The organism is Nonomuraea maheshkhaliensis (genome assembly GCF_039529435.1).
GTDB classification, from domain to species: domain Bacteria; phylum Actinomycetota; class Actinomycetes; order Streptosporangiales; family Streptosporangiaceae; genus Nonomuraea; species Nonomuraea maheshkhaliensis.
The window spans coordinates 103,893-129,880 of the sequence record NZ_BAAAMU010000018.1; the positions used below are offsets into that span (position 1 = coordinate 103,893).

Genomic DNA, 25,988 nt, shown 5'->3' on the forward strand with positions numbered 1-25,988 from the left:
GGCTCAGGCGGCCGGGGGCGGGGCGGTGCTGGCGCGGACGACGAGCTCCGTGGCCAGCTCGACCCGGTTCTGCGCCGGCGGCTCGCCCTGGGCCAGGGCCAGCAGCATGGTCGTGGCGGCGGCGGCCATGGCGGTGAGCGGCTGGCGGACGCTGGTCAGCGGCGGGATCGCCCATCTCACCGACGGCATGTCGTCGAAGCCGACCACGCTGAGATCGTCGGGGATGCGCAGGCCGAGCTGGTGGGCCGCGTGGTAGGCGCCGATGGCCTGGCCGTCGTTGGTGGCGAAGATCGCGGTGGGCCGGTCGGGCAGGCGGAGCATGCGCCGCGCCGCCGCCAGGCCGCCTTCGATGAGGAAGTCCCCGCGGCCGATGAGCTCGGGGTCGGCGGGCAGTCCGGCCAGGTCGAGGGCGGTGCGGTAGCCGTCGAGGCGGGCCCGGCTGGACAGGGCGGAGTCGGGCCCGGTGATGATGGCGATGCGGCGGTGCCCGAGTTCGAGGAGGTGGCGGGTGGCGGTGAGGCCGCCGTTCCAGTTGCCGACGCCGACCGAGGGGATGTTCCCGCTGGGCACGTCCGCCGGATCGAGCAGGACCAGCGGGATCTCGCGGCGGGCGAGCTGCGCGTGCTGGGCCTCGGTCAGGCCGGAGAACACGGCGATCACGCCGCTCGGGCGGCGCCGCAGCACGCCCTCCAGCCAGGCGTCCGCGGCGGACTGGTCGCGGCGCAGGTCGGAGATGGCGACCGTGAGGTCGTGCTCGCGCGCGACGTTCGCCACGCCCTTGGTGATCTCGACGGGGTAGTCGCCTTCCAGGGCATGGAAGACCAGCTCGACCAGGGCCGTCGGGGTGGAGCGGCGGCGCTGGCGGCGGTAGCCGTGCCGGCTGATGAGCTCCTCGACGGCGGCGCGGGTCTTGGACGAGACCTCGGCGCGGCCGTTCACGACCTTGGAGACCGTCGCGGTGGAGACACCGGCCAGCTCGGCGAGCTGGGCGATGGTGAGAGGGGACGACTCCGTGGTCATGGCCGCAGTCTAGTCAGGGGACACGGGACGGACGGGTGGCGCGGGCACGCCGTGCGGCCACCCCCGTCCGCTCCCGGTGCGGACGGGGGTGGCCGCTGTCTTCGGGGGCCGAAACCCGCTGTCTTTCAGCGGAGGGCGATCAGCCGGGGGAACTCACGCGGTGTAGGTCCACTTCTGGTTGCTGCCGCCCCAGCAGCTGTAGAGCTGCAGGCCCGTGCCGTTGCCGGTGCCGCCGCCGACGGCGTCGAGGCAGAGCCCGGACTGGACGCCCACGATCGTGCCGTCGGAGTTGACGCGCCACTTCTGGTTGTCGCCGCCCCAGCAGGAGTAGATCTGGATCCGGGCGCCGTTGCCCGTGCCCGCGGCGTCCAGGCACTTGTTGCCGTAGACCCGCAGCTCACCGGCCGAGGTCTGCTCCCATTGCTGGTTGCTCTGGCCGTTGCAGTCCCACAGCTGCACCGCGGTGCCGTCGGCGGTGCCGGCGTTGGGCACGTCCACACAGCGGCCGGAGGCCGTGCTCCTGAGCTGCCCCTCGTCTCCGCCGCCGGGCGGCGGCGTCGTGGTGCCGCCGTTGAGCGCGTTCAGCACGGCGGTGTACGCGGCCTTCTTGTTGCCGTTGCCGTCGAAGAGCAGCGCGCTGGCGCCGGAGCCGAGCCAGGAGTCGGTGTCGCGCACGCCCCAGACCGAGATGCCGGTGCACCGCGGCACCGCCAGGCAGTCGTTGACGACGTTGGCGTACGTGGTGGCCGAGCCGCCCTGGATGTCCAGCTCGGTGATCTGCACGTCGACCCCCAGCGCGGCGAAGCTCTGGATGGTCGTACGGTAGTTGCTGTTGTAGGGACTGTTGCCGTTGAAGTGCGACTGCAGGCCCACGCAGTCGATCGGCACGCCACGCGACTTGAAGTCGCGGACCATGTTGTAGACGCCCTGCGTCTTGGCCCAGGACCAGTTGTCGATGTTGTAGTCGTTGTAGCAGAGCTTGGCGGCCGGATCGGCGGCGCGTGCGGTGCGGAAGGCCACCTCGATCCAGTCGTTGCCGGTGCGCTGCAGGTTGGAGTCACGCCGGCCGCCGGAATTGCCGTCGGCGTAGGCCTCGTTGACCACGTCCCAGGCGTAGATCTTGCCCTTGTAGTGGTTCATGACCCCGTTGATGTGGTTGATCATCGCCTGGCGCAGCGTGCTGCCGGACAGCTGCTGCATCCAGCCCGGCTGCTGGTTGTGCCAGGCCAGCGTGTGCCCGCGGACCCGCTTGCCGTTCTGCACGGCCCAGTTGTAGACGCGATCCCCGGCGGAGAAGTTGAACTGTCCCCGGTTGGGCTCGGTGGCGTCGATCTTCATCTCGTTCTCGGCCGTGACCATGTCGAACTCGCGGCCGGCGATGGTCGTGTAGGCGGAGTCGCCGAGTTTGCCCGAGGCGATGGCGGTGCCGAAGTAGCGGCCGCTCTGCTGCGCCGCCGCGCCCAGCGTGCTCTCCGCGGCGACGGCCGGGATCGCCGTCGCCAGTGCCGTGATCAGGCCGAATGCGCCGATCGCGCCGGTGAGCAGCGCTCGGCGGCGGGCGCGTTGAGGTCGCCTGGCGGTGAGTGGGGGCATGTCGGGTACAGCCATGCTTGAGCCTCCAGGGGCGAATCATGGGTGCGGTACGGCTCGCCGTCGGAGCGCGTACTGGAGGTGGGGGAGCTCACCTCGGGCACTCAGTGTGTGAAGGTCGCCGAAAGTTGTCAAGAATCGAGTGAAACTTTCGTAACAGATCGTTCTTCGAGAGGGCGCTGTACTGGTGCGTTGCGTGGCCAGAGCGCTTGAAATGTTTCGGATCGACCACTGGGCCGGCCGAGCTTCTGTGAAACTTTCATCGCCCCGTCATGCTCGATTGATCGCCTCTACCTGGCCCATCCCGAGGTGGCCGGGGTTCATCGCCGTCACCGTAAGCTAAGGCGCTCTTGACAGTATCTTTCCGCCTCATGTTCGCTACCTCCCGCCACTGCCTTCAAGGAGCTCGGCCCCGTCGGCGTTAGCGCTAACAGCGGAGAGGCGGAACCATGAACCGAAGCGAACCGCGAACGAGCCGGTACGTGGGCGTCGGCGCCGCTGTGGTGGCGCTCCTCACGGCGGGGATCACCGCGCTGGCCATGTTCGTGACGGCCACGCCGGGCGCCTCGGCCGCGGCGTTGACCGAGGTGACGGGCTTCGGCGCCAACCCCGGCGGCCTGCGGATGTACGTGTACGTCCCGGACGGGGTGGCGGCCAGACCCGGCGTGCTGGTGGCGATGCACGGCTGCAACGGCTGGGCTCCGTCCTTCCACCAGGGCACCGAGTTCGCCTCCCTCGCCGACCGGCACGGCTTCGTGGTCATCTACCCGCAGGCGAACAAGAGCGCCAACGGCCTGTCCAACTGCTTCGACGTCTGGTCGGCCGAGGCGCTGCGGCACGGTGGCGGCAGCGACCCGGTGTCGATCGTCTCCATGACGAACTACGTGCTGCAGCGCTACAACGGCGACCCGCGGCGGGTCTTCGCCACCGGCTTCTCCTCCGGCGCGATGGAGACGCTCAACCTGCTCGCCACGTACCCGGACGTGTTCCAGGCCGGCGCGCCGTTCGCGGGGGTCCCGTACGGGTGCCTCGGCCCCGCCGGCTGCGGCGACAAGACCCCGCGGCAGTGGGGCGACCTGGTCAGGGACGCCTACCCCGGCTACGCCGGGCCCCGGCCGCGGGTGATGGCCTGGCACGGCACCGCCGACGACGTGCTGCCGTACACGATGCTGCAGGAGGAGACCGACCAGTGGACCGACGTGCACGGGCTGAGTCAGACCCCCACCGCCACGGACAGCCCGCAGTCCGGCTGGACCCGGCGGGTGTACGGGTCCGGGCAGGTGGAGACGTACACGATCAGCGGCGCCGGCCACAACCTGCCCCACCCCGGGATGGCCGCGCGCGCCATCCGCTTCTTCGGCCTGGACGACGGCTCGTCCACCACCACGCCGACCCCGCCGCCCGCCGGGCAGATCAGGGGCGTCGGCTCCGGGCGCTGCCTGGACGTGCCCGGCGCGGCCACCGCCGACGGCACCCAGGTGCAGCTGTGGGACTGCAACGGGCGCGCCAACCAGCAGTGGACCGCCACCGCGGCCGGTGAGCTCCGGATCTACGGCGGCAAGTGCCTCGACGCGGCCGGCGCGGGCAACGGCGCCGGCATCCAGATCTACGCCTGCCACGGCGGCGCGAACCAGCGCTGGCGGCTGAACGCCGACGGCGGCATCACCGGAGTGCAGTCCGGGCTGTGCCTGGACGCGGTGGGCCAGGGCACCGCCAACGGTGTCCGGCTCCAGCTCTACACCTGCCACGGCGGCGCGAACCAGCGCTGGACCCGCACCTGAGCCCTTCGGCGGGCTACCGGCCCGGCTCCGCCAGGTCGTGGCCCGCGCCGATCACCCGCTCCACGATCTCGGCCAGCGGCTCGGACGCGTCGACGATCGTCGCGCCACGGCGCTCGTAGATCGGTTGCAGCCGAGGGTTCCACATCAGGGCCGCCGCCAGTTCCTCGGGGTGCCGGCCGAACGTGTTCGTCGTCCGGGTGGCGAGGCGGTGGCGGAGGGTGTCGTCGTCGATCACCAGGCACACGATGAGGTCGAAAAGATCGCGTACGTCCGCCTCGTTCTCCACCGACCCGCACAGGAACGCGACCCGCGAACGGGACTCCTCGGCGAGGGACTCGACGCGCTCGCGGACGATCGCCCACCCATGCCGATCGAGCCAGCCCTCGGGGACGGGGTACGGAGGGTTCGTCACCACCTCGCCCGTGTCCCGATCGATCCAGCGGCTGAAGCCGTCGTCATCGGCGTCGAACGCGACGTGGCCTCGAGCCCGCAACATCCCGCAAATCGTGGACTTACCGGTACCGGAATTCCCCGTCACCCATACCAACGGCATGCGGTCAGTGTAGATATGATCACCTAGACCCCGCTCGGTCTTCATGGCCGACTGATCGACCTGCGAAGCGCCGTCCAGATGGAACCGCCGAAGCCAAGTCACCGGGAACGCCCCCTCCTCTTCCTCGACGTCGACGGGCCGCTCCTGCCGTTCGGTGACGGCTCAAGGCCTCCGCCGCCGGGCGGCGGGCACCTGGCCCGGCTCGATCCGCAGGTGGGGCTCCGGCTGGCGGCGCTGCCGTGCGACCTGGTCTGGGCCACGACCTGGGAGGACCAGGCGAACGCCGAGCTCGCCCCTCGGCTCGGGTTGCCACGACTGCCGGTCGTGAACTGGCCCGAGCCCTCGGCCGAGGCCGAACATGAGGACCGGTGGCTCGGGCTCTGCTGGAAGACCAGGACGCTGGTGGCCTGGGCGAAGGGGCGCTCGTTCGTCTGGATCGACGACGAGATCACCGACGCCGATCGCGACTGGGTGCCCGCACACCATCCCGGCCGGGCCCTCCTCCATCACGTCCCCTCGCCCCGGGGCCTCACCGACGACGACTTCACAGCCCTCGACCAGTGGCTACGAGCGGTCTGATCCACGGCGGTCGTCCGGTGGCTTGAGTTCGTCCATAGGCGAACTTCTAGCGTCGTCGCCATGACCGACAACATCGATGGCCGGCTCCGCATCGCCGTGGTGATCGGCAGCGTCCGCAAGCCCAGGATGGCCGACCCTCTCGCCGCATGGCTCGAACACGAGCTCACCGCGTTCGACTGGCTCGAACTCGACCTGATCGACCTGGCGACGGTCTCGCTGCCGATGCACGAGATGCAGCCCGGCGGGGCGGCCGGGTCGCCGATCGCCGGCCGGCTCGCCGACGCCGACGGATTCGTGTTTCTCACCCCCGAGTACAACCACAGCTTCCCCGCGGCGCTGAAGAACGCGATCGACTGGCACTTCACCGAATGGGCGTACAAGCCGGTCGCCTTCGTCGGATACGGCTCCTCCGGCGGCATCAGGGCCGTGGAGCAGTTGCGCGGCGTCATGCCCGAGCTGCGGGCCACGACGATCCGGGAGGCGGTGCTGATCCCGATGGCGTGGGAGCACGTGGACGCCGGCGGCCGGTTCGTCCCGCCGCCGGGCACCGCGCAGGCGCTGCACGTGACGATGGGCGAGTTGCGGACGTGGGCCAGTGCGTTGCGCGCCGTCCGGATCCCCGACCTGGCCGGCCGGCAGTGAACAAGCTGACCCGGCCCGAAGTGCGCGCCGCGCTCGTGCTGGCGTTCGGCGGGCTGATGGCGGTGCTGGACGCCACGATCGTCGTGGTGGCGCTGCCGCGGCTGATGGCGGCGTTCGGCGCGTCCCTGACCTCCGTCCAGTGGATCATCACCGCGTACACGCTGGGCATGGTGACGACGATGCCGCTCGCCGCCGGGCTCGCCGCCCGCTGGGGCGCCCGGCGGATCTACCAGGTGGCGCTGGCCGGCTTCGCGGTCGCCTCCGCCGTCGCCGGGGCGGCAGGCGACCTCGGCTGGCTGATCGCCGCGCGGGCGGCGCAGGGGCTCGGTGGCGGGCTGATGACGCCGCTCGGGATGGCCATCGGGTTCGGCGCGGTCGCGCCGGAACGACGCGGCCGGATGGTGGCGGTCACCGGCCTGCCGCTGCTGATCGGGCCGATCCTGGGCCCGGTGCTCGGCGCGGCGCTGCTGGGCGCCGGGTCGTGGCGGGCGCTGTTCTTCCTCACCGTGCCGCTGGCGCTGGTGGGGGCCGTGGGCACGCTGGCCTGGCTGCCGGCCGATCCCGTGCGGCGGCAGCGGGTCCGGCTCGACCTGGCCGGGGCGATGCTGCTGATGCCGGGCATCGTCGCGGTGGCGTACGGGATCAGCACGAACGACAGCGCCCCCTGGGCGCGGATCGCCACGGTGGCCACCGGCGCGGCGCTGGTCGCGGCGTTCTCGGTCCGGGCGCTGACCCGTCCGGAGCCGCTGCTGCGGATCCGCCTGTTCGGCGATCCGATGTTCGGCCGGGGCGCCGCGGTGCTCGCCCTGTACGCGGCCCCGTACTTCGGCTCGGCCCTGCTGATGCCGACGTACGTACAGACGCTGCGGCTCGACAGCGCCTCGGTCACGGCCGCGCTGATGATCCCTGGCGCGGCCGGCATGGGTCTCAGCCTCCAGGTCGCGGCCAGGCTGCTGGAACGGCTCGGCCCCCGGCTGGTCGTCGGCACCGGGCTCGGCCTCGCGATCACGTCCGGGCTCGTCCAGGTGATCATCCTGCGGCCGGACACCCCGTACCCGCTGCTCGGCCTGCTCGGATTCGTCCAGGGAGCCGGCACCGGCGCGATCATGATGCCGACGATGTCCAGTTCCAGCCGGAATCTGCACGGCCCTGACCTGGCCTCGGGCTCCGCGCTGCTGTCGCTGGTCAGCACGATCGCCAACGGCATGGGCACCGTACTGATCAGCACGCTGTTCACCGCGCTGACGGGCGTCATGACCGGCGGCGCCTCGCTCGCGGCCCTGGCCGGCCCGGGGACGGCGGAGCACGCCGCCCAGGCGGTCGCCGTCACCGACGCCCTGCGCTGGGCCCAGGCGGCGGCCCTCGTTCTGATGGCGCTGGCCCTGGTCGTACGGTTGCGCTCTCCGGGACGGGCGTCGGCGATACTGGAGCGGCGAGAGCCGGCCGCGACGAAGGCGAGAGGTGGGACATGACCGTCACCGAGCTGACGGTCGGCCAGGTGGCCAAGGCCGCCGGGGTCACGGCCAACGCCGTCCGCTTCTACGAGCGCTACGGCGTGATCAACGCCCACCGCAACAGCGGCAACGCCCGCCGCTTCACCGTCGACGCGATCTGCCGCATCAGGCTCGCGCTCGCCGCGCAACGGGTCGGCATCACGCTCAAGGAGAGCGCCGAGATCCTCGCCGGTATCCCGCCCCTCTCCCGCGATCTCGGTCAGTGGCTCGGCGCGGGTGAGGAACTCGTTCGGATCGGACGTTCCCGCATCGATCGGTTGCAGGCGACCGTGGACGAACTGGCCACCATGGACTTCCTCCAGAACGACCCCCGCGCCTGACCCTCCACCTCCACGGATGACGCCTCGGCGCCGGACCCGCGTACGACCGCGCCCGCGTCCGCCCGAAGGCTCTCCTCCACCTCACACCCAGCAGGAAGACACCGTGCGTACTCTCCATGGCAAGACCGCTCTCGTCACCGGCGCGAGCAGGGGCATCGGCCGGGCCATCGCCCGGCGCCTGGCCGGTGACGGCGCCCGCGTCGCCGTCCACTACGGCGGCGACGAGCGGGCCGCCGCGGAAACCGTCGCCGCCATCGAGGCGGCCGGCGGGCAGGCCTTCGCCCTGCGGGCCGAACTGGGCACGCCAGGCGACGCCGACCGCCTGTGGGCCGCCTTCGACGAACGCGCCGCCGAGCTGGACATCCTGGTCAACAACGCCGGGATCCTCAACGACGAACCCGGGATCGAGCACGTCACCAGGGAGCAGTTCGAGCGGATCTTCGCGGTCAACGCCACCGCCCCGTTCTTCGTCACCCAGCTCGCCCTGCCCCGGCTGCGCGACGGCGGCCGGATCGTCAACATCTCCACGATGCTGACCCGGGGCGCGTTCATGCCGCGGTCCATCAGCTACGCCATGTCCAAGGGCGCGCTCGACGTGCTCACCTCGACCCTCGCCAAGCAACTCGGCCCGCGCGCGATCACCGTCAACACCGTGGCGCCCGGCGTCATCGACACCGACATGCACCAGGGCAGACTCGTCGGGGACGCGCTGGCCTGGGTGTCGTCGCTGTCCCCGATGGGCCGCGTGGGCACCCCCGAGGACGTGGCCGGCGCGGTGGCCTTCCTGGCCCGCGACGACAGCCGCTGGGTGACCGGCCACTGGCTGGACGCCTCAGGCGGAACCCTGCTCTGACGCCCCCGTGCGCCCTGAGATCGGGCCGGCGGGGTGCGGGCGGGTCACTGCCAGGCGGACAGCAGGCGCTGGAACTGCTCGTTCGCCTGGACCGGGTCGAAGTCCGGCATGGCCGCGCGCATGAGCTCGTGCGTCTGGTCCTGGGCGTCGGCGCGGGCCGCCCGTACCGCCGCGAGGGTCTGATCGGCCAGTTCCTGGCTGTTCATCCGCTTCGCGCGAGGGCCGTAGGTGACGGCGAGGACGCGGCCGTTCACGTCCGTGGTCGCCTTGACCTGGCCTCCCGCCGTCTCACCAGCTCCCACGATCTGGTCGAGGTCCTCCTGCGCCGTCTCCAGCCAGGCCAGCACCCGCTCGCCCTCGCGGGCGATCTCCTCGATGTGCTGGTCGGTGATGTCGGCGGGGTCGAACTGGGGGTGGTGGTGCACGCTGCTTCCTCCGTGCCTGATCAGCGGGCCGTACGAGATGGGGCGGGTCGCCCGGGCGTGGTCATCCGAGCAGGTCGCGGGCGACCTGCTCGACCCGGCCGCGGACGAACGTCTCGTCGAGCGGCTGGGGCAGGGTGGCGGCGCCCTCGGCCGCGTCCGCGATCTCCTGCGCCTTGCGCGCCGCCTCGTCCTGCGCCGCCCGGAGCACGGCCGTCACCTCGCGGGCGAGGGCCACCTCTTCGAGCCGCAGCGCCCTCGGGTCGATGCGCAACCGGGTCGGCTCGCCCTCGCCGGCGGCGGCCGCCTCGATCAGCCCGTCCTTGCTCCTGGCCACCCCCTCCACCCGCCGCATGGCGTCCTGCGCCTGCCGCAGGTCGCGGATGACCCGCTGGCCCTGGGCGAAGTATTCGTGGAGGTACTCGTCGTCGTTGTCGGGTGTGGGTGGCCGCATGTAGGGACCTCCGGCGGTGAGGAGAGCGGACGGCCGACCAGTTTAGACACATCCGGCCGTGTTTCATGACACGGAGATTCACGTCTCATGAACGACAAACATCACGAAGATCATGACAAGTGACGATATTGTGCTGCGCCATGACGGGACTTGAAATCGCCTTGGGGGCGGTGGGGCAGCAAGCCACCCGGATCAGGGCCCACGGTGAGGACTACAACGCCGCGCTCTCCCCGCTGAAGGAGCGCGGCGACGGGGTGTCCTCGTTCGGGGACGACGGTCTGTTCGGCATGTTCACCAGCGTGTACGCCGAGTGCCGCGCGGTGTCGATGGCCGCGCTCGACGGGTTGTCAGGGACGATCGCCGGCACCGGCGACAACCTGCACGCGGTGATCAGGAACACGCAGGAGGGCGAGGCCGCGAGCACCGAGAGCGTCCAGAAGCTCGACCGAGCATGGCTGTAGTGCTTCCCCCGGCGGCGGCCGGGATCATGCAGTTGCTCGGCCCCTGGCCGAACATGAACGAGGACGAGGTCAGAGCCGAGGGCAACGCCGCGCGGGTGGCCCATGCCGGTACGGCCCCCGCCGCGGGCGGCGCCGACGCCGCCGTACGCAACACGCAACAGGTCTACCGCGGCCAGTCCGCCGCCGGCATGGAGACCCACTGGAACAGGACCGGCGCCCAGGGCGGCCACGTCGCGCAGGCGAATGCGGCGATGCGGGTGATGCCGGCGGCCCTGGACGGCACCGCCACCGTGGTGTCGGCGGTGAAGGTGGCGGCGGGCACGCAGGCGGTGTTCACCGCGGTCGGGGTGGCCAAGGCGCTGGCGTTCGGCGGAGCGGTCGGGGCGACCGTCGCGACGGCCCGGATCCTGGCCTCGCGCCAGGCGGTCAGGAAGATCCTGCGTGAGGGCAGCGAGGGCACCGGCAAGGTGATCGCCCCCATCGTGCGGCGCCGGGTCACCGAGCCCATGCGCCGCATCCTGGACGACCTGCGTCCCCCCGGGCCACGCCTGGCCATGGCCGGCCCGCGCGGCGGAGTCCCGCTGCGGCCGTCCGGCCTGCGCAACCCGACTGGGCCCCGGTCCGTCAAGGACGGCATGATGCAGATGGCCCGCGGCAACCGGCGCGGCGGCCGGGGCAACAGCGGCGGCCGGGGGAGTGGCGGCGGGCGCGGCGGTGGCAGCTTCTTCTCCCGCAACTCGAACCAGGGCTCGCGCCACGACGGAAGAGTTCACGGCGATCCGCCCACCAGCACCAGGGGGATGTCCGAGGCGGAGGCCAGGCAGGCCAAGGAGATGCTGGAGAAGAGCATCAAGGCCAGGAAGGCGGAGGAGGAGAGGAAGGGCTGGGAGGCTGGGCACGCCGAGCGGCTCAAGCGCGAGGAAGCAGCGCTGCGTCAGCTGAATGAGGACATCAAACGGCAGTACGGTCAGTGAGAGCAGCAGAAGAGCAACAGGAGGTAGGAGAGCCGGTGCAGACGCAGACGGGCGAGGACCTGATCGAGCGCATCCTCGCGCACCCAGGCGACGCCGACGTCGTGGGCCCGGCGGCCAACGACCTGCTCAGCGAGCTGTACGCGGGATTCCCCGTCGAGAACCTGGTCAGGCTGCTGCACAGCGGCGACGACCGGATCCTGCCGACGGCCGCCTGGCTGCTGTCCGAGCTCACCGACCTCGCCGCGCCGCTGGTCGACGAGTTGCCGCCGCTGCTGTCGCACCCGGTCCGCAGCACCCGGTACGACGCCATCGCGTCGGCGCTGGTGATCGCCGACGAACGGCACGGGCCCCTCATCGCCCAGGTGATCGAGCTGAGCCGCGATCCCGAGAGCGGCGTTCGCTGGAAGGCGCTCGAATTCCTGACCGAAGCCTCGATCGAGCAGCTGGAGGCGGGAGCGGCCTGCCTGCCGCCCGGTCAGCTCAAGGACCTGACCGAGTGGCTGATCCTCCAGGACGGTGAAGAGCCCGATCTGACGGGGATCGTCCAGCGGCTGGAGGACGGCGACGCGGTGACCCGGCTGTTCGCGACGGCGGCCGCCGCGAGCCTGTCCGACGAGCAGGACACGAACCTGCTGGAGCACGCGGTCATGGTCGAGGAGGACGAGATCCGCTCGTTCGCCGAGGAACGCCTGAACGAGCTACGCGGCACCGACTGAGGCCACCCTCGTGCTGCGCCGCAGCCGGAAGCCGAGGCGTTCGTACAGGCTGATCGCGTTCGTGTTGCTCGCGGCGGCGTGCAGGAACGGCGTCTCGCCGCGAGCCCGGATGCCGGCCGCGACGGCGAGCACGAGACGCGTGGCCAGGCCCTGCCCGCGGTGGGCGGGATGGGTGCAGACGGCGCTGATCTCGGTCCAGCCGGGCGGGTGCAGGCGCTCGCCCGCCATCGCGACCAGTTCGCCGCTGCGGCGGATGCCGAGGTAGACGCCCAGCTCGACGGTACGCGGCAGGACGCCCTCGCCCGTGTACGCGACCTGCCCGCCCGGCCCCGCCAGCGCGGCGACGTCGGCCCAGTCGCTTTCGGCCGGATCCGGGGGAGCCGACTTCCTCGCCGGCATCGTCCCGACGAGCATCGTCACGGCCTTCACCGAGCTCGACGTCCTCCAGATCGTCTTCCTGGGAGTCGTCCTCGGCGCGGCGGCCATCGCGCCCGGCGACAAGGCCGAGCCGTTCCTCGCCTTCAGCCGCTCGGTCCTCGACCTCGTCCAGAAGGCCCTGTGGTGGTCATCCGCCTGGCCCCCATCGGCACCGCCGGCCTGATCGGCAAGTCCGTCGCCACGTACGGGTGGGACCTGCTCGCGCCGCTGGCCAAGTTCAGCGCCGGCGTCTACGTGGGCTGCCTCATCGTCGTGCTGGCCGTCTACCCGGCGCTGCTGTCGCTGGCCGGCCGGGTCAGCCCGATCACGTTACGGCTGCGCCTCCGTCTATCCGGCGCTGGCGGCGATCTTCGTCGCGCAGGTCTTCGGAGTTCAGCTCGGGGTCGGCGACTACCTGCTGATCGCGTTCGTCTCAGTGGTCGGCTCGGCCGCGACGGCGGGCCTGACCGGCGCGACCGTCATGCTCACCCTCACGTCGAGCACCCTGGGACTGCCTCTGGAAGGCGTCGGCCTGCTGCTCGCCATCGACCCGATCCTCGACAAGCCGGGCGGCGGGGCGGCCCGGCTCGGGAGGCGTGAGATCGTGCCCGGCCGCACCGCAGCCAGACCCCCTGACCTTCAGGCGCCGCCAGCATCCGCTACGCGTCCGAGACCGGCTGGGTGCGGTGGGGATGTCGAGCCAGTCGGCCCATGACGTCCAGTAGCGGTCGTCGTGGACGGTGGTCTCGCCGATGTCGAGGGCGAAGGTCAGCACCGGCTGGGCGTACGAGGTGGCCTCCAGCGCGTCGGTTACGTCGGTGCGGCCGTGATTGGCCGCCCCGCTTGCACTGTCTCCGTGCCTGGCTCTGCTGCTCTCGGTCCTGGCCGGAGCGGGGTTTCGTCGCCGGTCGGGAACGGAAATGCCTTTTCCTGAGGTCTGGGCTATGGTCGGCCGTATGACGGGACCGTGGAGAACACCACAAGGGTCCATCGCGTACCTCGGCGCGATGGTCCTGGTCCTGCTGTCCCTGGTCGTGGCCGGTGCCACCGGCCCGGCGAGCAACGTCGTTCCGGGAGCCGCGCAGGGTTCGGTCGCCGGGCCCGTGTGGAGTGCGGGTGGATCCGGCACCGACTTGTCCAGCCTCCCGCCGCAGGCGGGCAGCGCTCGTGAGCATCACGTGCTGTCGTTCTGGCCGCCCCTGCGCGGTGAGCGTCAGGCCGATCTCGCCCATCTGGCTCTGTTGCCGTCGCTCGGGTCCGACGCGGACACGCGTCGCGATCCCCAGCGACTGGCCCATCGCACCGCGGGATCGCGCAGCCCGCCGCAGGCGTAACCGACGTCTTCCCGCACCGGAGTCTCCACCGCCCAACCATTGCCGTGGAGTCCGGTGACGCGCGTTGCGCGCACCCTCATCTGACGCCTGAACGGTGTCCGTCCCAGGTGTGCCGCCGCGCGCTGAAGACGTCTCGCGGTCGTCATCCCGGCAGGAGAAACGGGCAGGTCAGTCCCTGCGTCCAGCGCCCCTTGGCATGGGGTCGCTCCGGCCTGCCGCCGTTCCGCTGACGTTGTTAGGAGCCGATCATCGTCATGGCTGTTGTCGCGTCTGTCCACGCCCATCCGCGACCGAAGTCCGCACATCCCAGCGCCCGCGCCGCCCGGTTCAGCCAGGCACGCGTTCGTGTTCCATGGTTCCGGTCGGTCGACGCTCGTTCCGTACGGTTTCGGCCGGTGACCCGGGGGAGTGCGAGATGAGCCCGGCTCGCCGTTTTCTGGCGCTCGATCTGGGCACCGCTCGTACGCGGTCGCTGGCCGTTGGCGGGCACGCCATCGCTGACCGGCCGTCGGCCATCGTACGGTGCTTGGCCGGTCCCGGCAGGACGGACGTCGCCTCGCCCATCCGGCATGGCATGGTGGCCGACCCTGGCGCCTGCCTTCGGCTGGTGCGGATGGCGGTGCAGGACACCTGCCACTACGACACCCGGCCGCTGGAGCAGGTGCTGGCCGGGGTGCCGGTGGCGGCCTCGCCCAGTGATCGCGCGGCGGTCCTGGCCGCCGTGGCCGAGGTCGCCGGATGCGAGGTGCGGCTGGTGGAGGAGCCGCTGGCCGCGGCCGTCGGTGTCGGCATCGATGTGCTCGATCCGCGTCCGTGCCTGCTGCTGGATGTCGGGGCGGGCATCGTCGAGGCCGTGGCGATCCGGGCGGGTGTCGTGATCGACGCGGCCGCCCTTCAGCTCAGTGCCACGACCGGCGCGGGGCTTGCCTCGTACGCGCTGGAGAGCGTCGTCGACATGACGGCGAGCCTGCAACGCCGCCTGCCCGAGGACGTCCGCCCGGCCGCACGCGCCAGGGGGCTGCTGGTGACCGGCGGTGGTGCACAGCAGGAACTGCTGCTGCGCCGGCTGCGCGCCGTGCTGCGGCTGCCGGTCAGCGCGGCGCCCCAGCCGCAGCACGCCACCATCCGCGGCCTGATGCGGCTGTGCCTGCGACCGGAGCTGGCCTCCAGCCAAGCCCTGTCCGCTCGCTGACCGGCTTGCGGGTGCGGCCCGAGGCCACGGCCTGCCGGCCGGTCGACGAGTGCCGACCGATAGCACCGCACGCGGCCGCCGGTCGCGACGCGGACCACCTTCTCGTGCGGGCCTCCTCGCCCCACACCTACGTGACGCATACCCTTCGCAGAAAGGACCACCTGGTCATGACCGACAGTCACCCGACGCCACACCTCAGCAGCGTCCAGCTCCAGGCGCTCCGACAGGACCTGGAGGAGCAGCTGGAGCAGCGCACCCGGCAGTTGAGCGGCCTTCGCGTCCAGGAGCAGGACGGCAGCGGCGCCGACGGCACCTGGCAGGAGCTGATCGTCTCGATCACCACCGCCGAGCGGGCCATCGCCGAGCTGTCCCAGGCCTTCGCCAGGCTGACGAACGGCGAGTACGGCCGCTGCGCCCATTGCGCGCAGGCCATCCCGTTCGAGCGGCTCAAGGTCCGGCCGCTGGCCCGTACCTGCATCGACTGCCAGCGGCGGCACGAAGCCGCCTGACAACGCCCGGAAGGGGGCGGGGAGCCCCGCCCCCTTCCGGCGACCCGGAGCTGATGATGATCACATTGGACCGCCTGGTGAACGTGCTCGGCGGGTACGGCGTGCGGCTGTGCGGCCGTCCCGAGGCGCGCACGATGTGGCTGCGCGGCGTGGCGATGCCCGAGACCGCCGACCGGCACGCCGCGGGCGACCTGCTGCTGGCCGTCGGCGCCGCCGGCCTGGACGACGCCGTACGGTGGGCGGCCGCCGCCCAGGCCACAGCGGTCCTGGTACGTCTTGAGGCGTCCGAAGCCGGCGGGCCTCGCGCCCCCGAGGAGCCTGCCGACCTCGAACGGCGGGCCGCCGCACTAGGTGACCGGTACGGCGTGGCCGTGCTGCTGGCCGACCCCGCCGTCTCCTGGAGCCAGCTGGCCGGCATGGTGTACGGGCTGGTCCTGGAGAGCCGCGAGACCGCCTCCGGCCGGGGCCCGACCGACCTGTTCGCGCTCGCCGACAACCTGGCCGACGTGGTCGGAGGCGCGGTCACCATCGAGGACAGGCATTCGCGGGTGCTCGCCTACTCCCGCTCCCAGCAGGCAGGCGACCCGGCCAGGCTGGAGACCATCCTCGGCCGGCGCGTCCCCGACCGGCTGCGCGAGCTGCTGCAGCGGCGGGGGGTGTTCGCGCACCTGGCGGCGACGGACGAGCCCCTGTTCGTCCCCGCCGACGCCGCGAACGGCCTGACCGGGCGGATGGTGGTGGCGGTGCGGGCCGGCCGCGAGCTGCTGGGCTCGGTGTGGATCAGCTGCGCCGGCCCGCTGACCGGCGACCACCGCCGCGCTCTGACCGACGGCGCGCGTACCGTCGCGCTGCACCTGCTGCGCTCCCGCGCCAGCGCCGACCTCGAACGGCAGGTGGAGTCGGACCTGGTCATCCGGCTGCTGGAAGGCAGCGCCGACGCCGCGACGACGGCCAGCCGGCTGGGCCTGGCGCCGCACGATCTGCGGGTGATCGCCGTACGCGCCGACACCGCCGACGACCGTCACGCCGCTCTGCTGCTCGCCTTCGAGCAGGCCACCACCGGCTTCGGCTGGTCGCGGCCGGGACGCAGCGCGCTGCTCGGCGACACGCTCTACACCGTCCTGCGCGCCGAGGAGCCCGGCGCGGCCCGGCGGTGGATCACGGCCCTGCACGCCGAGCTGCCCGGCCGGGTGCGGGTCGCGGCCGGGATCGGCGCTCCCGCCGAGGTGACGGAGCTGCCCGCGGGCCGCCAGGAGGCGGACGAGTGCCTGGCGTTGCACGAGAGCGCCGCACCCGGCTCCGTCCCGCCCGCCTACGACGAGTCCTGGGACGACCTGCTGCTGCGCCGGCTCCGCGCGGCCGCTCGGAGGGGCAGGACGCCGGCCCGCGGCCCGGTGAGCACGCTGCTGCGGTACGACACGCGCGACGGCACCCGTTTCGTCCCCACGCTGCGGGCCTGGCTGGAGTCGCAGGGGGACCTCACGCTGGCGGCCGAACGCCTCCAGGTGCATCCCAACACCGTACGCAACCGGCTGCGCAAGATGGGCGAGCTCACCCCGCTGGACCTCGACGACGCCCGGCAGCGGCTGGCGATGACGATCATGCTGGCGGCCATGGAGGACGAACTCCGGTTGTAGCCCGTGCACAACGGGGGCGCCGCGATTGTCGTCCGCCCACAACGCGACCGGCCCACGCTGGGGCGATGCTGTGCACGACAGCGGAAACAGGTAGAGCGTTGGAGGTCGGCATGAGCGGCAACTGGCCGCGGTCGGTGGTCGTGGTGGGCGCGGGCATCGTGGGCCTGTCGACCGCGTGGTTCCTGCAAGAGCGTGGCGTGCGGGTGGACGTGGTCGATCGCGGCGGCGTGGCGGCCGGCGCGTCCTGGGGGAACGCCGGCTGGATCGCGCCGGGCCTGGCCGTCCCGCTCAACGAGCCCGCCGTGCTGCGGTACGGCCTGCGCTCGCTGCTCAACCCGGCGGCGCCGCTGCACGTGCCCGCGAGCCTCGACCCGGGCCTGTGGGCGTTCCTGGCCAGGTTCGCCGCCAACAGCCGCTGGTCGTTGTGGACCCGCGCGGCGCGGGCCAACCTGCCGCTGAACGACGAGGCGGTCGAGGCGTACGAGGTGTTGGCCGCCAGCGGCGTGTCCGCGCCGGTCGTCGCGGCGCCCATCACCGCCGCGTTCCGCACGCGGCGCCAGGCCGGGACCGTGCTGGCCGGGCTGCGCCGGTTGCGGGCGGCCGGGCAGCGGGTCGAGGTGGCCGTGCTCGACCGGGACCGGCTGGCCGAGCAGGTCCCGCTGGCCGGCCCGGCGCTGACGGCCGGCGTACGCCTCGACGGCCAGCGCTACGTGGACCCGGGCGCGTTCGTGCACGCCCTGGGCCAGGCCGTGATGAAGCGCGGCGCGACCGTGTACGCGGTCGAGGTCGACGACGTGCGCACCGACGGCCGCAAGGCGGTCGTCCGCTCCGCCAACGGAACCGTGCTGTCGGCCGACGCGGTGGTGCTGGCCACCGGCGCCTGGCTGCCGCGCCTGGCCAGGCAGTGGGGTGTGCGCGTGCCGGTGCGGGCGGGCCGCGGCTACTCCTTCACCGTGCCGGTAGATCATCCCGTGCCCGGGCCGATCTACCTGCCCGACGTACGGGTCGCGTGCACGCCTTACCGTGACGGGCTGCGGGTGGCGGGCACCATGGAGTTCCGCGACCCGGACGCCCCGCAGGTGCCGGCCCGGCTGGACGCCATCATCGCCTCCGCCAGGCCGCTGCTGCGCGGGGTGCGCTGGGAGGAGCGTACCGACGTCTGGGTGGGCCCCCGCCCTGTCACCCCGGACGGCCGGCCGCTCGTCGGCGCGACCAGCGCCCCCACGGTGTACGTCGCCGGCGGGCACGGCATGTGGGGCATGGCCCACGGCCCGATCACGGGCCGGCTGCTGGCCGAGCAGATCACCACCGGCAAGCAGCCCGCCGCCCTGACCGAATTCGACCCCCTCCGCTGACGCGGGATCACGGCGGGCCGCCTCCGCCGGGTCCCTCTCAGCCCTTGATGGCGCCCTGGGTGATGCCGCTGACGAAGCTGCGCTGGAAGAGGAGGTACACGACGACGATGGGCGCGATGACGATCAGGCAGGCCGCCGCGAGCAGCGGGATGTCCGTCGTGTACTGGCCGACGAAGAGCCCGAGCCCGCTCGGCGCCGTACGCCGGTCGGGGTCCTGCATCATGACCAGCACCAGCATGAACTGGTTCCACGACCACATGAAGTACAGAACGGACAGCGTGGTGACCGCGGGCCAGGAGATCGGCAGCAGCACCCGCGCCAGCACCACGAGGTCCCTGGCGCCGTCGATGCGCGCCGCCTCGACCAGTTCCTCGGGCACGTTCGAGAAGTGCGTCTGCATCCAGTAGACCCCGAACGGCATGAACAGCGCCGCCTCGGCCAGGATGACGCCCACGTACGAGTCGGTGAGGCCGACCTCGCGCAGGTTGAAGTAGAGGGCCACCACGATCACCTCGATCGGCAGCGTGAGCCCCAGCACGAACGCGAACGACAACGTCCGGTGCCCCCACACCCTCAGCACCGCCAGCCCGTAGCCGGCCAGCGTGGCCAGCACCACCGAGAGCGGCACCACGAAGACCGCGATCAGCACGCTGGACCGCATGAGGTTGGTGAAGTTGCCCCGCTCCCAGGCCAGTGCGAAGGTCTCCCACGACCATCGGTCGGGGATGCTCAGCCCGTCGAGCTGCGCGCCCGAGGGATGCAGGGCGGCCAGCACGATGCCCGCGAAGGGCACCAGGATCATGACCGCCAGCAGGACGAGGACGCCGTACCGGAGACTGACACCGCCGCGCATGCTCAACTCTCCTCATCCCTGGTGAAGTGCCGGACGGCGGAGACGACGGCGATCACGATGACGGTCAGCACGACCGCCAGGGCGCTGGCGCCGCCGATGTCGCCCTCGTTGAAGGCCAGCCGGTAGACGAGCAGGCCGGGCACGTTGGTCTGCCCCGCCGGGCCGCCGTTGGTCGTGACGAAGACGAGGTCGAAGCTGGCCAGGGCGGCGATCGTGGTGATGACGCCCGCGACCGTGATCTCCCTGCGCACCCCGGGCACGGTGACGTGCCGGAACTGCCGCAGCGCGCCCGCGCCGTCGAGCCGGGCCGCCTCGTACAGGGACGGGTCGATCTTCTGCGCGCCGGCCAGGAAGAGCATCATGCACAGCCCGCTCATGACCCAGGTCCCGATGAGGCCGAGCGCGATCAGGGCCAGACCGTAGTCGCCCAGCCAGGCGCGGGTGATCGAGGCCAGCCCGACCGCGTCGAGCAGTTGGTTGACGGCGCCGTTCTCGCTGTAGAGCCAGCGCCAGGTGATGCCGACGGCGACGAGCGGCAGCACCTGGGGGAGGAAGAAGACGACACGGAAGAACGTCATGCCCCGGCGCACCTTGCCCATCAGCAGCGCCGTCATGAGCAGCCCGACGCCGATGGGGATGACCGAGAAGAAGACGATCAGCGCGAGGCTGTGCAGAATGGCCTCGTACAGCGCCGGATCACGAAAAATCTTGACGTAGTTGGAGAAGCCGGCCCAGGCCGGCGGCAGGATGCCGTCCCAGGTCAGGAGCGACAGGCGGAGCGTGTTCAGCGCCGGCCAGATGGCGAAGCCGAGGTAGACCGCGAGCGCGGGCAGTACGTAGAGCCAGCCCCGCGCCCGCCGTCCCGGCCGCCGCGGCGGGCGGGCGGGTCCGCCGCCCGTCTCCCCGCCGCGGGCGGGAGCGGCCCGCGGCGGGGAGACGGCAGCGCTCGGCTCACGAGCCATGGTGCGCGTCCCACGACTCCTGGAGGGAGCGCAGGAAGTCGTCGGGCGTCAGCTTGCTGTTGATCAGGCCCTGGATGCCGGGAGTCAGCTTGTCGATCATGCCGGGGGAGGCGTAGTCGGGGAACGGCACGATCCCGTTGCCCTGCGCCACCGGCGCGAAGACGCTCGCGATGTCGCCGCGCAGCCCCGTCGCCCCGAGCTCGGCCTTCGTGTCGACCGGCATGAACCCGCCGTCGAACTCGATCTTCGCCGCCTCCGGCGAGCTCAGGTAGTCGAGGAACGCCGCCGCGACGTTCGGGTGCTTCGACTTCGACGAGATCGCGTACGCCACGCTCGCGCCCGAGGCGACCTGGGCCGGCTTGTCCGCCGACGGCGCGGGCATCAGGAAGAAGCCCACGTCGTCCTTCATCTCCGTCTCCAGCGTCTGGGCGGCCCAGTTACCGGTGATCACGAACGCGGTGCCGCCCTTGGCGAAGCTCGCCAGCGCGTCGGGGTCCGACGTGGCGCTCGCCCCGCTGGGGATGTATCCCTTCTTCGCCCAGTCGGTGATGGTCTGGGCGGCCTGCCGGGCGGCCGGGTTCTCGATCGTCGCGCCCGGCTTGCCGTACACCCACGACCGGTAGTCGGCGACGTCGCCGGTCACGTTGAGCAGCGCGTTCCACAGCTGGAAGCCGCCGACCTGCAGCGCGCCCATGCTCAGCGGGGTCCGGCCGGCGGCCTTGGCCTTCGCCATCGCGGCCTCGAAGTCGGCCAGCGTCTTCGGCACCTCGGTGACGATCTTCTTGTTGTAGAAGACGCCGAGCACCGACAGCCCGCCGGGCACGGCGTACAGGCTGCCGGTGCCGAACTGCTTGGCCGACTTGTCGGAGCTGAGCACCTCCAGGCTGGCCGGCGGGAACTTCCCGGCCCAGCCGTACGCCTTGGACCACGGGCTCAGGTCGAGGATGAGACCGGCCGGGACCAGGGAGTTCATCGCGCCCGGGTTGTACTGGGCGATGTCCGGCGCCGAGCCGGACGACATCGAGAGCTTGATGGACTTGATGTAGTCGTTGAACGGCGTCATCTGGGGCTTGATGGTGACGTTCGGGTGCTTCTTGGTGAAGCCGTCGATGAGCGTCTTGGTGGGCGGGTCGTTGGTGTAGGCCAGGGTGAGCGTCACCGGGTCCTGGGGGATGGTGGTCGACACCTCGATCTTGGGCGCCGTACCTCCGCCCGAGCTGCTCGCGCCCGCGCAGGACGTCAGCGCGAACGCCGTCGTGACGCTGAGCGCCACGGCCGCCGCACGCCTGGCCGGTCTCGTCATCCCGGGCATGGCTTGTCTCCTCATTCCGGTCTCCTCAATCGGGGGGCGCGTCGTTCGCGCGACGGTGCTCATGACGACCGTTCCTCACCAGGCCGAGCCCGGTCTCACCAGGCCGAACCTGGTCCGTTCGATCTCGTCCAGGGAGTGGAGCAGCGCGCCGTGGACGACGGCGTCCTGCTGGAGCGCCGAGACCTCCAGCGCCGGCTGCTCCAGCGGCTCGCCCGCCAGATGCCGCCGCAGTGCCGCGAGCAGGGGCTCGCCGCACCTGGCCAGGGGCCCGCCGATGACCACGAGCCGCGGATCGAGGATCGCCCTGATCGCGGCGATGCCCTTGGCGAAGCGGCGGGCCACCACGTCGAGCGCCTCCAGCGCCGCCGGGCTGCCGGCCACGACGGCGTCGAGCACGGCTTCGAGGGCGTGCTCGCCCATGGCCTCGATCCGTGACAGCAGCTCCGTCTCGCCGGCGCGGTCCGCCGCCGCGGCGGCCTGGCGCACGATCTCCGCACCGCCGACCCGATCCTCGAACGGGCCCAGCCCCCGCGAGGACCGGGTCTCCCCGGGCGGGCCGGCGCCGAGCAGGTCGAGGAACCCGACGTCGCCGGAGTCGTTGGACGCGCCGCGGTAGAGCTCGCCGTTCAGCACGATCCCGGCGCCGACCCGCTCGCCCCAGTGGATCATCACCAGGGAGTCCTCGCGCCGGTCCGCCTCGCGCCGCCGCTCGCCCTGCGTGGCCAGCTTGACGTCGTTGTCCAGGTAGACGGGGCAGCCGAGCGCCTGGGTCAGCCGGCGGACGAGGAGGTCGCCGGCCAGGCCGGGCATGCTCGGGATGAGCTTGATGACCCCGGCCGCCGGGTCGACGATGCCGGGGGTGCCGACCGAGGCGAACCAGAGGTCGCCGGCCGTGCTCTCCCCTGCGGTCCCTGGGGTGATCCCGGCCGTGCGCAGCGTGCCGTCCACCGTGGACAGGAGCGTCGCCACCACCTCCTCGCCGCCGAGACGGGCGCCGAGCTGCACCGCGTCGGCGGCCGTGACCGCGCCGGCCAGGTCCGCGACCGCCACGCGCACGTCCTGCGGGCTGATCGACACGCCCAGCACGTGGCCGGCCTCGGCCCTGAACCGTACGAGCTGCGCCGGCCGCCCGGCCCGGGTGGAGTCGCGATCGACGGGGCCGAACTCGACCAGGCCCTCGGCGGCGAGCGCGTTGAGCGAGCGGGTGACCGCCTGGCGGGACAGCCCCACCGCCTTGGCCAGCGCGGAGACGCTCATCCTGCCCTCGGTCCGCAGCCTGCGCACGACGGCGACGGAGTTGACCTCGCGCATGAACTGCGTGCCGGCGGCCACGACCTGCTCCATGCTCTGCCTCCTCACGTTCGGTTGCCGGTACGCTAGCATAATAATTATGTACTGTACGGAACTAATTAGTCGAGGGGTGTGACCTGCAGATGTCGTCCGATGACGGCCCGCCGTGGGCGGACACCGTCGGTGGCCTGGCCCACCGCGTGCTCGGGCCCGCGGCCGATTCGGTACGGTTCGCCGTCCGTGACGGCGACGAGCGCGCGTACACCTACGAGGCGGCCGGCGGTGTGCTGACCATCGCCGCCACGGACGGGGTGAGCGCCTCGGTGGCGCTGCACCACTACCTCCGCGAGCGCTGCGGCGCCTCCGTCGGCTGGGACACGGCACTGCCCCTCGGCCTGACGTCCCTGCCGGACGCCCCGCCGCGTGAGGGCAAGGCCCGGGTCAAGGAGGGCTACTACTTCAACTTCTGCACCTTCAGCTACACGATGCCCTACTGGGACTGGGCCGACTGGGAACGCGAGATCGACTGGATGGCCCTGCACGGCATCACCATGCCGCTCGCCATCACCGGGCACGAGGCCGTGCTGCACGCCGCCTACTCCGCGCTCGGCCTCGACGACCAGCGGATCCGCGCCTTCCTGGGCGGCCCAGGCTACCTGCCGTTCCAGTTCATGGGATGCCTGGACGGCTTCGCCGGCCCGCTGCCCGCGTCCTGGCTCGACGGCCACCGCGAGCTCGGGGCGCGCATCATCGGCCGTGAGCGCGCCTTCGGCATGACGCCCGTGCTCCCGGCCTTCACGGGGCACGTCCCGCCCGAGGTCGCGGCCACGGCACGGGCCGGCCGCCGCACCTGGCAGGGGTTCGAGACCTGGGTCCTCGACCCGGCCGACCCCCTGTACGAGCGGATCGGCGCCGAGATCGCCCGCACGCAGATCACGCTCTTCGGCACCGACCACCTGTACGCCGCCGACCCGTTCATCGAGATGATCCCCATCGACGCCGACCCCGACTTCCCCGGCGCCGTCGCGGCGGCGACGCTGGCCGGCCTCCAGGCGGCCGACCCGGACGCGGTCTGGCTCATGCAGGCGTGGCCGTTCTCCTACCAGCGGGACTTCTGGACCGAGGAGCGCGTCAACGCCTTCCTCGACGCGATCCCGGACGACCGGATGCTCGTGGCCGACCTGTGGGCCGAGCACGACCCGTTGTGGGGCCGCTTCCGCGAGTTCTCCGGCAAGCCCTGGCTATGGTGCGCGCTGCTCAACTTCGGCGGGCGTACCGATCCCGGCGCCGACCTGCGCGGCGTTCCGGCCGGGATGGACGCGGCCCTGGCGGCGCCGAGCCCGCCCGCGGGGATCGGCCTGTCCATGGAGGCCACCCGCAACAACCCCGTCTTCTTCGAGCTCGTCGCCGACCAGATCTGGAACGAGGTGCCCGACCTCGACGCCTGGCTCGACGCCTTCGCCTCCCAGCGCTACGGCACCGGGGGCAGGTGGGCGGACGAGCTGCGGGCGGCCTGGCGGGGGCTGCTCGGCACCGTCTACGACGCGCGGGGTATACGGATCGCTCCCGACCAGTTCAAGGGCGTCATCACCGCCGCCCCCTCCTACGCGCGGATCCCCGGCGGCCTGGCCGAGCTCCGTGCCGACGCCGCCCGTGTCCTCTGGTACCGGCCCGACGTGCTGGCGCGGGCCTGGGAACGGCTGATCGAGGTGGCCGAGCACGACCGCGGCCTGCTGGCGGGACCGCTCGGGCACGACCTCGCCGAGGTGGGCGTGGCCTACATGGCCAGGGTCGCCGACCGCTGCCACCTCGACGCCGTCGAACGCTCGATCCGGCTCGGCGCCGCCGCCGGGCCCGAGCTCGAACGGTTCCTGCGGGTCTTCGACGACCTGGACCGGATGCTGGCCTGCCGCCCCGAGTACACCTTCCCGCACTGGGAGTCGAAGGCGCTGGCGCACGCCGCCGACGCCGCCGAGCGAAAGATCCTGGCCGACAACGCCCGCCGCATGATCACGGTATGGGGCACATCGGACAGCCCGCTGCTCGACGACTACGCCGGCCGGCACTGGAGCGGGCTCGTCGGCGGCTACTACCGCGACCGCTGGGCGCTGTGGGCGAGCGGCCTCGACCGTGCCCTCGATCACACTCCTGACCACGGCGCCGATCGCGCGCTCGCAGGACCCGGCGGCGGCTCGGAGGCCGAGCTGCGGGAACGGCTGCGCGAGCGCGCCGAGCTCTTCCTGCGGGAGGGCCCGCCGCCGCCCCGGCGCGACCTGGGCGATCTGGCCACGGAGTCGCGCCGGCTCTTCACCGCGTACGCGGGCCGGACCGGCCCGCTCGCCCAGCCCACGGACCACGACTGATGAGGAGCAGGAGCACGATGCCCCAGCAGGCCCCGCCGACAGAACGCCGCAACCCGCGCACCACCGGGATCGACACCCTGGATCCTGAAGCCGTACTCCGGCTGCTGCTCGATGAGGACGCCAGAGCCGTCGAGGCCGCCCCCGCCGCCACCGGGCCGCTCGCCCGGGCGGTGGAGGAGACGCAGCTGCGGCTGGCCCGCGGCGGCGACGTGCACTACTTCGGCGCCGGCGCGTCGGGGCGGCTGGCGGTGCTCGACGCCACCGAGATCACGCCGACGTTCGGAGTGGACCCCGGCCTGTTCACGGCCCACTTCGCCGGCGGGCCCGGCGCGCTCACCGACGCGTCCGTCGACCGGGAGGACGCCGAGGAGCTCGGCGCCGCCGACGCGACCGGCGCCGAGCTCGGCGAGAACAGCGTGGCCATCGGCATCACCGCGTCGGGGACCACCCCGTACGTGGCCGGGGCGTTGCGGGCGGCCCGTGCGGCGGGCGCGCTCACCGTGCTGATCACCTGCGATCCCGGCGCGCCGCTGCGCGAGTCGGCCGAGATCGTCGTCGCCGCCGACACCGGTGAGGAGGCGCTCACCGGGTCGACCCGGCTGAAGGCGGGCACGGCCACCAAGGTCCTGCTCAACGCGTTCTCGACGGCACTCATGATCAAGACGGGACGTACGTACTCGAACCTCATGGTCGGGCTCGTGGCCACCAACGCCAAGCTGCGGACGCGGGCCGTGAGCCTGCTCGTGGAGGCGACGGGGGAGGACGCGGCGGTCTGCCGGGACGCCCTGGCCGAGGCCGGCGGGCGGATCCCGGAGGCGCTCGTCCGGCTGCTCACGGGCTGCCCGCCCGGCCGGGCGCGGGCCGCGCTCGCCGCGCATCCCGGCG

Annotated in this window: 28 protein-coding genes and 1 pseudogene; 19 read left to right on the plus strand and 10 right to left on the minus strand. The window is 72.3% G+C overall.

Going from position 1 to position 25,988, the window contains the following annotated elements; all coding sequences use genetic code 11:
• Positions 1 to 3: 3 nt before the first annotated feature.
• Together ABFX54_RS15025 and ABFX54_RS15030 are read right to left on the minus strand one after the other, a co-directional pair.
• A complete protein-coding gene (locus ABFX54_RS15025) occupies positions 4 to 1,020 on the minus strand; it encodes a LacI family DNA-binding transcriptional regulator (protein WP_346105206.1) in 1,017 nt (338 codons plus the stop codon).
• A 153-nt stretch (positions 1,021 to 1,173) separates the two neighbouring features.
• Positions 1,174 to 2,628 (minus strand): endo-1,4-beta-xylanase, encoded by a 1,455-nt coding sequence (locus ABFX54_RS15030; RefSeq protein ID WP_346105208.1) that lies wholly within the window; start codon positions 2,626 to 2,628, stop codon positions 1,174 to 1,176.
• Between the two features lie 431 nt (positions 2,629 to 3,059).
• Here ABFX54_RS15030 and ABFX54_RS15035 point away from each other — a divergent pair, with 431 nt between their 5' ends.
• Positions 3,060 to 4,391, plus strand: a complete 1,332-nt coding sequence (locus ABFX54_RS15035; protein WP_346105210.1) for an extracellular catalytic domain type 1 short-chain-length polyhydroxyalkanoate depolymerase — start codon at positions 3,060 to 3,062, stop codon at positions 4,389 to 4,391.
• 13 nt (positions 4,392 to 4,404) lie between these two features.
• Here the strand turns inward: ABFX54_RS15035 and ABFX54_RS15040 are convergent, their stop codons facing one another.
• A complete protein-coding gene (locus tag ABFX54_RS15040; protein ID WP_346105212.1) occupies positions 4,405 to 4,989 on the minus strand; it encodes an AAA family ATPase in 585 nt (194 codons plus the stop codon).
• Positions 4,990 to 5,022: 33 nt separating this feature from the next.
• Here ABFX54_RS15040 and ABFX54_RS15045 point away from each other — a divergent pair, with 33 nt between their 5' ends.
• The 5 genes from ABFX54_RS15045 to ABFX54_RS15065 all read left to right on the plus strand — a co-directional run bounded on the left by ABFX54_RS15045 (position 5,023) and on the right by ABFX54_RS15065 (position 8,852).
• Positions 5,023 to 5,523 carry an HAD domain-containing protein gene (locus tag ABFX54_RS15045; protein WP_346105214.1) on the plus strand — a complete coding sequence of 167 codons (501 nt, stop codon included), beginning with the start codon at positions 5,023 to 5,025 and terminating at the stop codon, positions 5,521 to 5,523.
• Positions 5,524 to 5,583: 60 nt separating this feature from the next.
• Positions 5,584 to 6,165 carry an NADPH-dependent FMN reductase gene (locus tag ABFX54_RS15050; protein WP_346105216.1) on the plus strand — a complete coding sequence of 194 codons (582 nt, stop codon included), beginning with the start codon at positions 5,584 to 5,586 and terminating at the stop codon, positions 6,163 to 6,165.
• Positions 6,162 to 7,637 (plus strand): DHA2 family efflux MFS transporter permease subunit, encoded by a 1,476-nt coding sequence (locus ABFX54_RS15055; RefSeq protein WP_346105218.1) that lies wholly within the window; start codon positions 6,162 to 6,164, stop codon positions 7,635 to 7,637. Before ABFX54_RS15050 ends, ABFX54_RS15055 begins: the two co-directional genes overlap by 4 nt.
• Positions 7,634 to 7,999, plus strand: a complete 366-nt coding sequence (locus tag ABFX54_RS15060) for a MerR family transcriptional regulator (RefSeq protein ID WP_346105220.1) — start codon at positions 7,634 to 7,636, stop codon at positions 7,997 to 7,999. Before ABFX54_RS15055 ends, ABFX54_RS15060 begins: the two co-directional genes overlap by 4 nt.
• Before the next feature lie 103 nt (positions 8,000 to 8,102).
• Positions 8,103 to 8,852 carry an SDR family oxidoreductase gene (locus tag ABFX54_RS15065; RefSeq protein WP_346105222.1) on the plus strand — a complete coding sequence of 250 codons (750 nt, stop codon included), beginning with the start codon at positions 8,103 to 8,105 and terminating at the stop codon, positions 8,850 to 8,852.
• 44 nt (positions 8,853 to 8,896) lie between these two features.
• On the opposite strand, the gene ABFX54_RS15070 is transcribed toward ABFX54_RS15065, so the two are convergent.
• Complete coding sequence (locus tag ABFX54_RS15070) at positions 8,897 to 9,277, minus strand: YbaB/EbfC family nucleoid-associated protein (protein ID WP_346105224.1); 381 nt, start codon at positions 9,275 to 9,277, stop codon at positions 8,897 to 8,899.
• Between the two features lie 61 nt (positions 9,278 to 9,338).
• Positions 9,339 to 9,728, minus strand: coding sequence for a YbaB/EbfC family nucleoid-associated protein (locus ABFX54_RS15075; protein WP_346105225.1), 390 nt, complete (start codon positions 9,726 to 9,728; stop codon positions 9,339 to 9,341).
• A 140-nt stretch (positions 9,729 to 9,868) separates the two neighbouring features.
• On the opposite strand from ABFX54_RS15075, the gene ABFX54_RS15080 reads away from it, so the two are divergent.
• Genes ABFX54_RS15080 through ABFX54_RS15090 form a run of 3 tightly spaced genes read left to right on the plus strand, consistent with a single transcriptional unit; the run spans position 9,869 to position 11,879 of the window.
• Positions 9,869 to 10,189 carry a hypothetical protein gene (locus ABFX54_RS15080; protein ID WP_346105227.1) on the plus strand — a complete coding sequence of 107 codons (321 nt, stop codon included), beginning with the start codon at positions 9,869 to 9,871 and terminating at the stop codon, positions 10,187 to 10,189.
• A complete protein-coding gene (locus ABFX54_RS15085) occupies positions 10,180 to 11,163 on the plus strand; it encodes a WXG100-like domain-containing protein (RefSeq protein WP_346105229.1) in 984 nt (327 codons plus the stop codon). The genes ABFX54_RS15080 and ABFX54_RS15085 overlap by 10 nt, the downstream gene beginning before the upstream one ends.
• 35 nt (positions 11,164 to 11,198) lie before the next feature.
• Positions 11,199 to 11,879 carry a HEAT repeat domain-containing protein gene (locus ABFX54_RS15090; RefSeq protein WP_346105231.1) on the plus strand — a complete coding sequence of 227 codons (681 nt, stop codon included), beginning with the start codon at positions 11,199 to 11,201 and terminating at the stop codon, positions 11,877 to 11,879.
• Here the strand turns inward: ABFX54_RS15090 and ABFX54_RS15095 are convergent.
• On the minus strand, positions 11,862 to 12,299 hold the full coding sequence (locus ABFX54_RS15095; RefSeq protein WP_346105233.1) for a GNAT family N-acetyltransferase: 438 nt from the start codon (positions 12,297 to 12,299) through the stop codon (positions 11,862 to 11,864). The genes ABFX54_RS15090 and ABFX54_RS15095 overlap by 18 nt on opposite strands.
• On the opposite strand from ABFX54_RS15095, the gene ABFX54_RS15100 reads away from it, so the two are divergent.
• The 8 genes and pseudogenes from ABFX54_RS15100 to ABFX54_RS15135 all read left to right on the plus strand — a co-directional run bounded on the left by ABFX54_RS15100 (position 12,184) and on the right by ABFX54_RS15135 (position 18,323).
• Positions 12,184 to 12,480, plus strand: a complete 297-nt coding sequence (locus ABFX54_RS15100; RefSeq protein WP_346105235.1) for a cation:dicarboxylate symporter family transporter — start codon at positions 12,184 to 12,186, stop codon at positions 12,478 to 12,480. The two genes, ABFX54_RS15095 and ABFX54_RS15100, sit on opposite strands and share 116 nt — an antisense overlap.
• Positions 12,441 to 12,543: pseudogene (locus tag ABFX54_RS15105) on the plus strand (hypothetical protein); the annotation flags it as partial. The gene ABFX54_RS15100 and the pseudogene ABFX54_RS15105, both read left to right, overlap by 40 nt.
• Before the next feature lie 120 nt (positions 12,544 to 12,663).
• On the plus strand, positions 12,664 to 13,011 hold the full coding sequence (locus ABFX54_RS15110; protein ID WP_346105257.1) for a cation:dicarboxylate symporter family transporter: 348 nt from the start codon (positions 12,664 to 12,666) through the stop codon (positions 13,009 to 13,011).
• Positions 13,012 to 13,252: 241 nt separating this feature from the next.
• Positions 13,253 to 13,630 (plus strand): hypothetical protein, encoded by a 378-nt coding sequence (locus ABFX54_RS15115; protein WP_346105237.1) that lies wholly within the window; start codon positions 13,253 to 13,255, stop codon positions 13,628 to 13,630.
• Between the two features lie 415 nt (positions 13,631 to 14,045).
• Positions 14,046 to 14,822, plus strand: coding sequence for a rod shape-determining protein (locus tag ABFX54_RS15120; RefSeq protein ID WP_346105239.1), 777 nt, complete (start codon positions 14,046 to 14,048; stop codon positions 14,820 to 14,822).
• A 167-nt stretch (positions 14,823 to 14,989) separates the two neighbouring features.
• Entirely contained in the window at positions 14,990 to 15,331 is a 342-nt protein-coding gene (locus ABFX54_RS15125) for a TraR/DksA family transcriptional regulator (RefSeq protein ID WP_346105241.1), read from the plus strand.
• 56 nt (positions 15,332 to 15,387) lie between these two features.
• On the plus strand, positions 15,388 to 16,968 hold the full coding sequence (locus ABFX54_RS15130) for a helix-turn-helix domain-containing protein (RefSeq protein ID WP_346105259.1): 1,581 nt from the start codon (positions 15,388 to 15,390) through the stop codon (positions 16,966 to 16,968).
• A gap of 110 nt (positions 16,969 to 17,078) precedes the next feature.
• Positions 17,079 to 18,323: an NAD(P)/FAD-dependent oxidoreductase gene (locus ABFX54_RS15135; RefSeq protein WP_346105242.1), complete on the plus strand. Its 1,245-nt coding sequence runs from the start codon at positions 17,079 to 17,081 to the stop codon at positions 18,321 to 18,323.
• A 37-nt stretch (positions 18,324 to 18,360) separates the two neighbouring features.
• On the opposite strand, the gene ABFX54_RS15140 is transcribed toward ABFX54_RS15135, so the two are convergent.
• The 4 genes from ABFX54_RS15140 to ABFX54_RS15155 are packed head-to-tail and all read right to left on the minus strand — an operon-like array spanning position 18,361 to position 22,794.
• Positions 18,361 to 19,176 (minus strand): carbohydrate ABC transporter permease, encoded by an 816-nt coding sequence (locus tag ABFX54_RS15140; RefSeq protein ID WP_346105244.1) that lies wholly within the window; start codon positions 19,174 to 19,176, stop codon positions 18,361 to 18,363.
• Positions 19,177 to 19,178: 2 nt separating this feature from the next.
• Positions 19,179 to 20,138 (minus strand): carbohydrate ABC transporter permease, encoded by a 960-nt coding sequence (locus ABFX54_RS15145; protein ID WP_346105246.1) that lies wholly within the window; start codon positions 20,136 to 20,138, stop codon positions 19,179 to 19,181.
• On the minus strand, positions 20,128 to 21,465 hold the full coding sequence (locus ABFX54_RS15150) for an ABC transporter substrate-binding protein (RefSeq protein WP_346105248.1): 1,338 nt from the start codon (positions 21,463 to 21,465) through the stop codon (positions 20,128 to 20,130). Before ABFX54_RS15150 ends, ABFX54_RS15145 begins: the two co-directional genes overlap by 11 nt.
• A 60-nt stretch (positions 21,466 to 21,525) precedes the next feature.
• Positions 21,526 to 22,794, minus strand: coding sequence for an ROK family transcriptional regulator (locus tag ABFX54_RS15155; protein WP_346105250.1), 1,269 nt, complete (start codon positions 22,792 to 22,794; stop codon positions 21,526 to 21,528).
• Positions 22,795 to 22,883: 89 nt separating this feature from the next.
• Here ABFX54_RS15155 and ABFX54_RS15160 point away from each other — a divergent pair, with 89 nt between their 5' ends.
• Together ABFX54_RS15160 and ABFX54_RS15165 are read left to right on the plus strand one after the other, a co-directional pair.
• Positions 22,884 to 25,103, plus strand: coding sequence for an alpha-N-acetylglucosaminidase (locus tag ABFX54_RS15160; protein WP_346105251.1), 2,220 nt, complete (start codon positions 22,884 to 22,886; stop codon positions 25,101 to 25,103).
• 17 nt (positions 25,104 to 25,120) lie between these two features.
• A partial coding sequence (locus ABFX54_RS15165; RefSeq protein ID WP_346105253.1) for an N-acetylmuramic acid 6-phosphate etherase occupies positions 25,121 to 25,988 on the plus strand: 868 nt, incomplete at its 3' end.

Excerpts from the sequence above, each read along its gene's own strand:
- ABFX54_RS15030 (WP_346105208.1), bottom strand. The coding sequence starts at position 2,628 with ATGGCTGTACCCGACATGCCCCCACTCACCGCCAGGCGACCTCAACGC.
- ABFX54_RS15035 (WP_346105210.1), top strand. The coding sequence starts at position 3,060 with ATGAACCGAAGCGAACCGCGAACGAGCCGGTACGTGGGCGTCGGCGCC.
- ABFX54_RS15150 (WP_346105248.1), bottom strand. The coding sequence starts at position 21,465 with ATGAGGAGACAAGCCATGCCCGGGATGACGAGACCGGCCAGGCGTGCG.
- ABFX54_RS15025 (WP_346105206.1), bottom strand. The coding sequence starts at position 1,020 with ATGACCACGGAGTCGTCCCCTCTCACCATCGCCCAGCTCGCCGAGCTG.
- ABFX54_RS15050 (WP_346105216.1), top strand. The coding sequence starts at position 5,584 with ATGACCGACAACATCGATGGCCGGCTCCGCATCGCCGTGGTGATCGGC.
- ABFX54_RS15155 (WP_346105250.1), bottom strand. The coding sequence starts at position 22,794 with ATGGAGCAGGTCGTGGCCGCCGGCACGCAGTTCATGCGCGAGGTCAAC.
- ABFX54_RS15140 (WP_346105244.1), bottom strand. The coding sequence starts at position 19,176 with ATGCGCGGCGGTGTCAGTCTCCGGTACGGCGTCCTCGTCCTGCTGGCG.
- ABFX54_RS15125 (WP_346105241.1), top strand. The coding sequence starts at position 14,990 with ATGACCGACAGTCACCCGACGCCACACCTCAGCAGCGTCCAGCTCCAG.
- ABFX54_RS15160 (WP_346105251.1), top strand. The coding sequence starts at position 22,884 with ATGTCGTCCGATGACGGCCCGCCGTGGGCGGACACCGTCGGTGGCCTG.
- ABFX54_RS15115 (WP_346105237.1), top strand. The coding sequence starts at position 13,253 with ATGACGGGACCGTGGAGAACACCACAAGGGTCCATCGCGTACCTCGGC.
- ABFX54_RS15075 (WP_346105225.1), bottom strand. The coding sequence starts at position 9,728 with ATGCGGCCACCCACACCCGACAACGACGACGAGTACCTCCACGAATAC.
- ABFX54_RS15145 (WP_346105246.1), bottom strand. The coding sequence starts at position 20,138 with ATGGCTCGTGAGCCGAGCGCTGCCGTCTCCCCGCCGCGGGCCGCTCCC.
- ABFX54_RS15130 (WP_346105259.1), top strand. The coding sequence starts at position 15,388 with ATGATCACATTGGACCGCCTGGTGAACGTGCTCGGCGGGTACGGCGTG.
- ABFX54_RS15040 (WP_346105212.1), bottom strand. The coding sequence starts at position 4,989 with ATGAAGACCGAGCGGGGTCTAGGTGATCATATCTACACTGACCGCATG.
- ABFX54_RS15045 (WP_346105214.1), top strand. The coding sequence starts at position 5,023 with ATGGAACCGCCGAAGCCAAGTCACCGGGAACGCCCCCTCCTCTTCCTC.
- ABFX54_RS15085 (WP_346105229.1), top strand. The coding sequence starts at position 10,180 with ATGGCTGTAGTGCTTCCCCCGGCGGCGGCCGGGATCATGCAGTTGCTC.
- ABFX54_RS15080 (WP_346105227.1), top strand. The coding sequence starts at position 9,869 with ATGACGGGACTTGAAATCGCCTTGGGGGCGGTGGGGCAGCAAGCCACC.
- ABFX54_RS15060 (WP_346105220.1), top strand. The coding sequence starts at position 7,634 with ATGACCGTCACCGAGCTGACGGTCGGCCAGGTGGCCAAGGCCGCCGGG.
- ABFX54_RS15135 (WP_346105242.1), top strand. The coding sequence starts at position 17,079 with ATGAGCGGCAACTGGCCGCGGTCGGTGGTCGTGGTGGGCGCGGGCATC.
- ABFX54_RS15120 (WP_346105239.1), top strand. The coding sequence starts at position 14,046 with ATGAGCCCGGCTCGCCGTTTTCTGGCGCTCGATCTGGGCACCGCTCGT.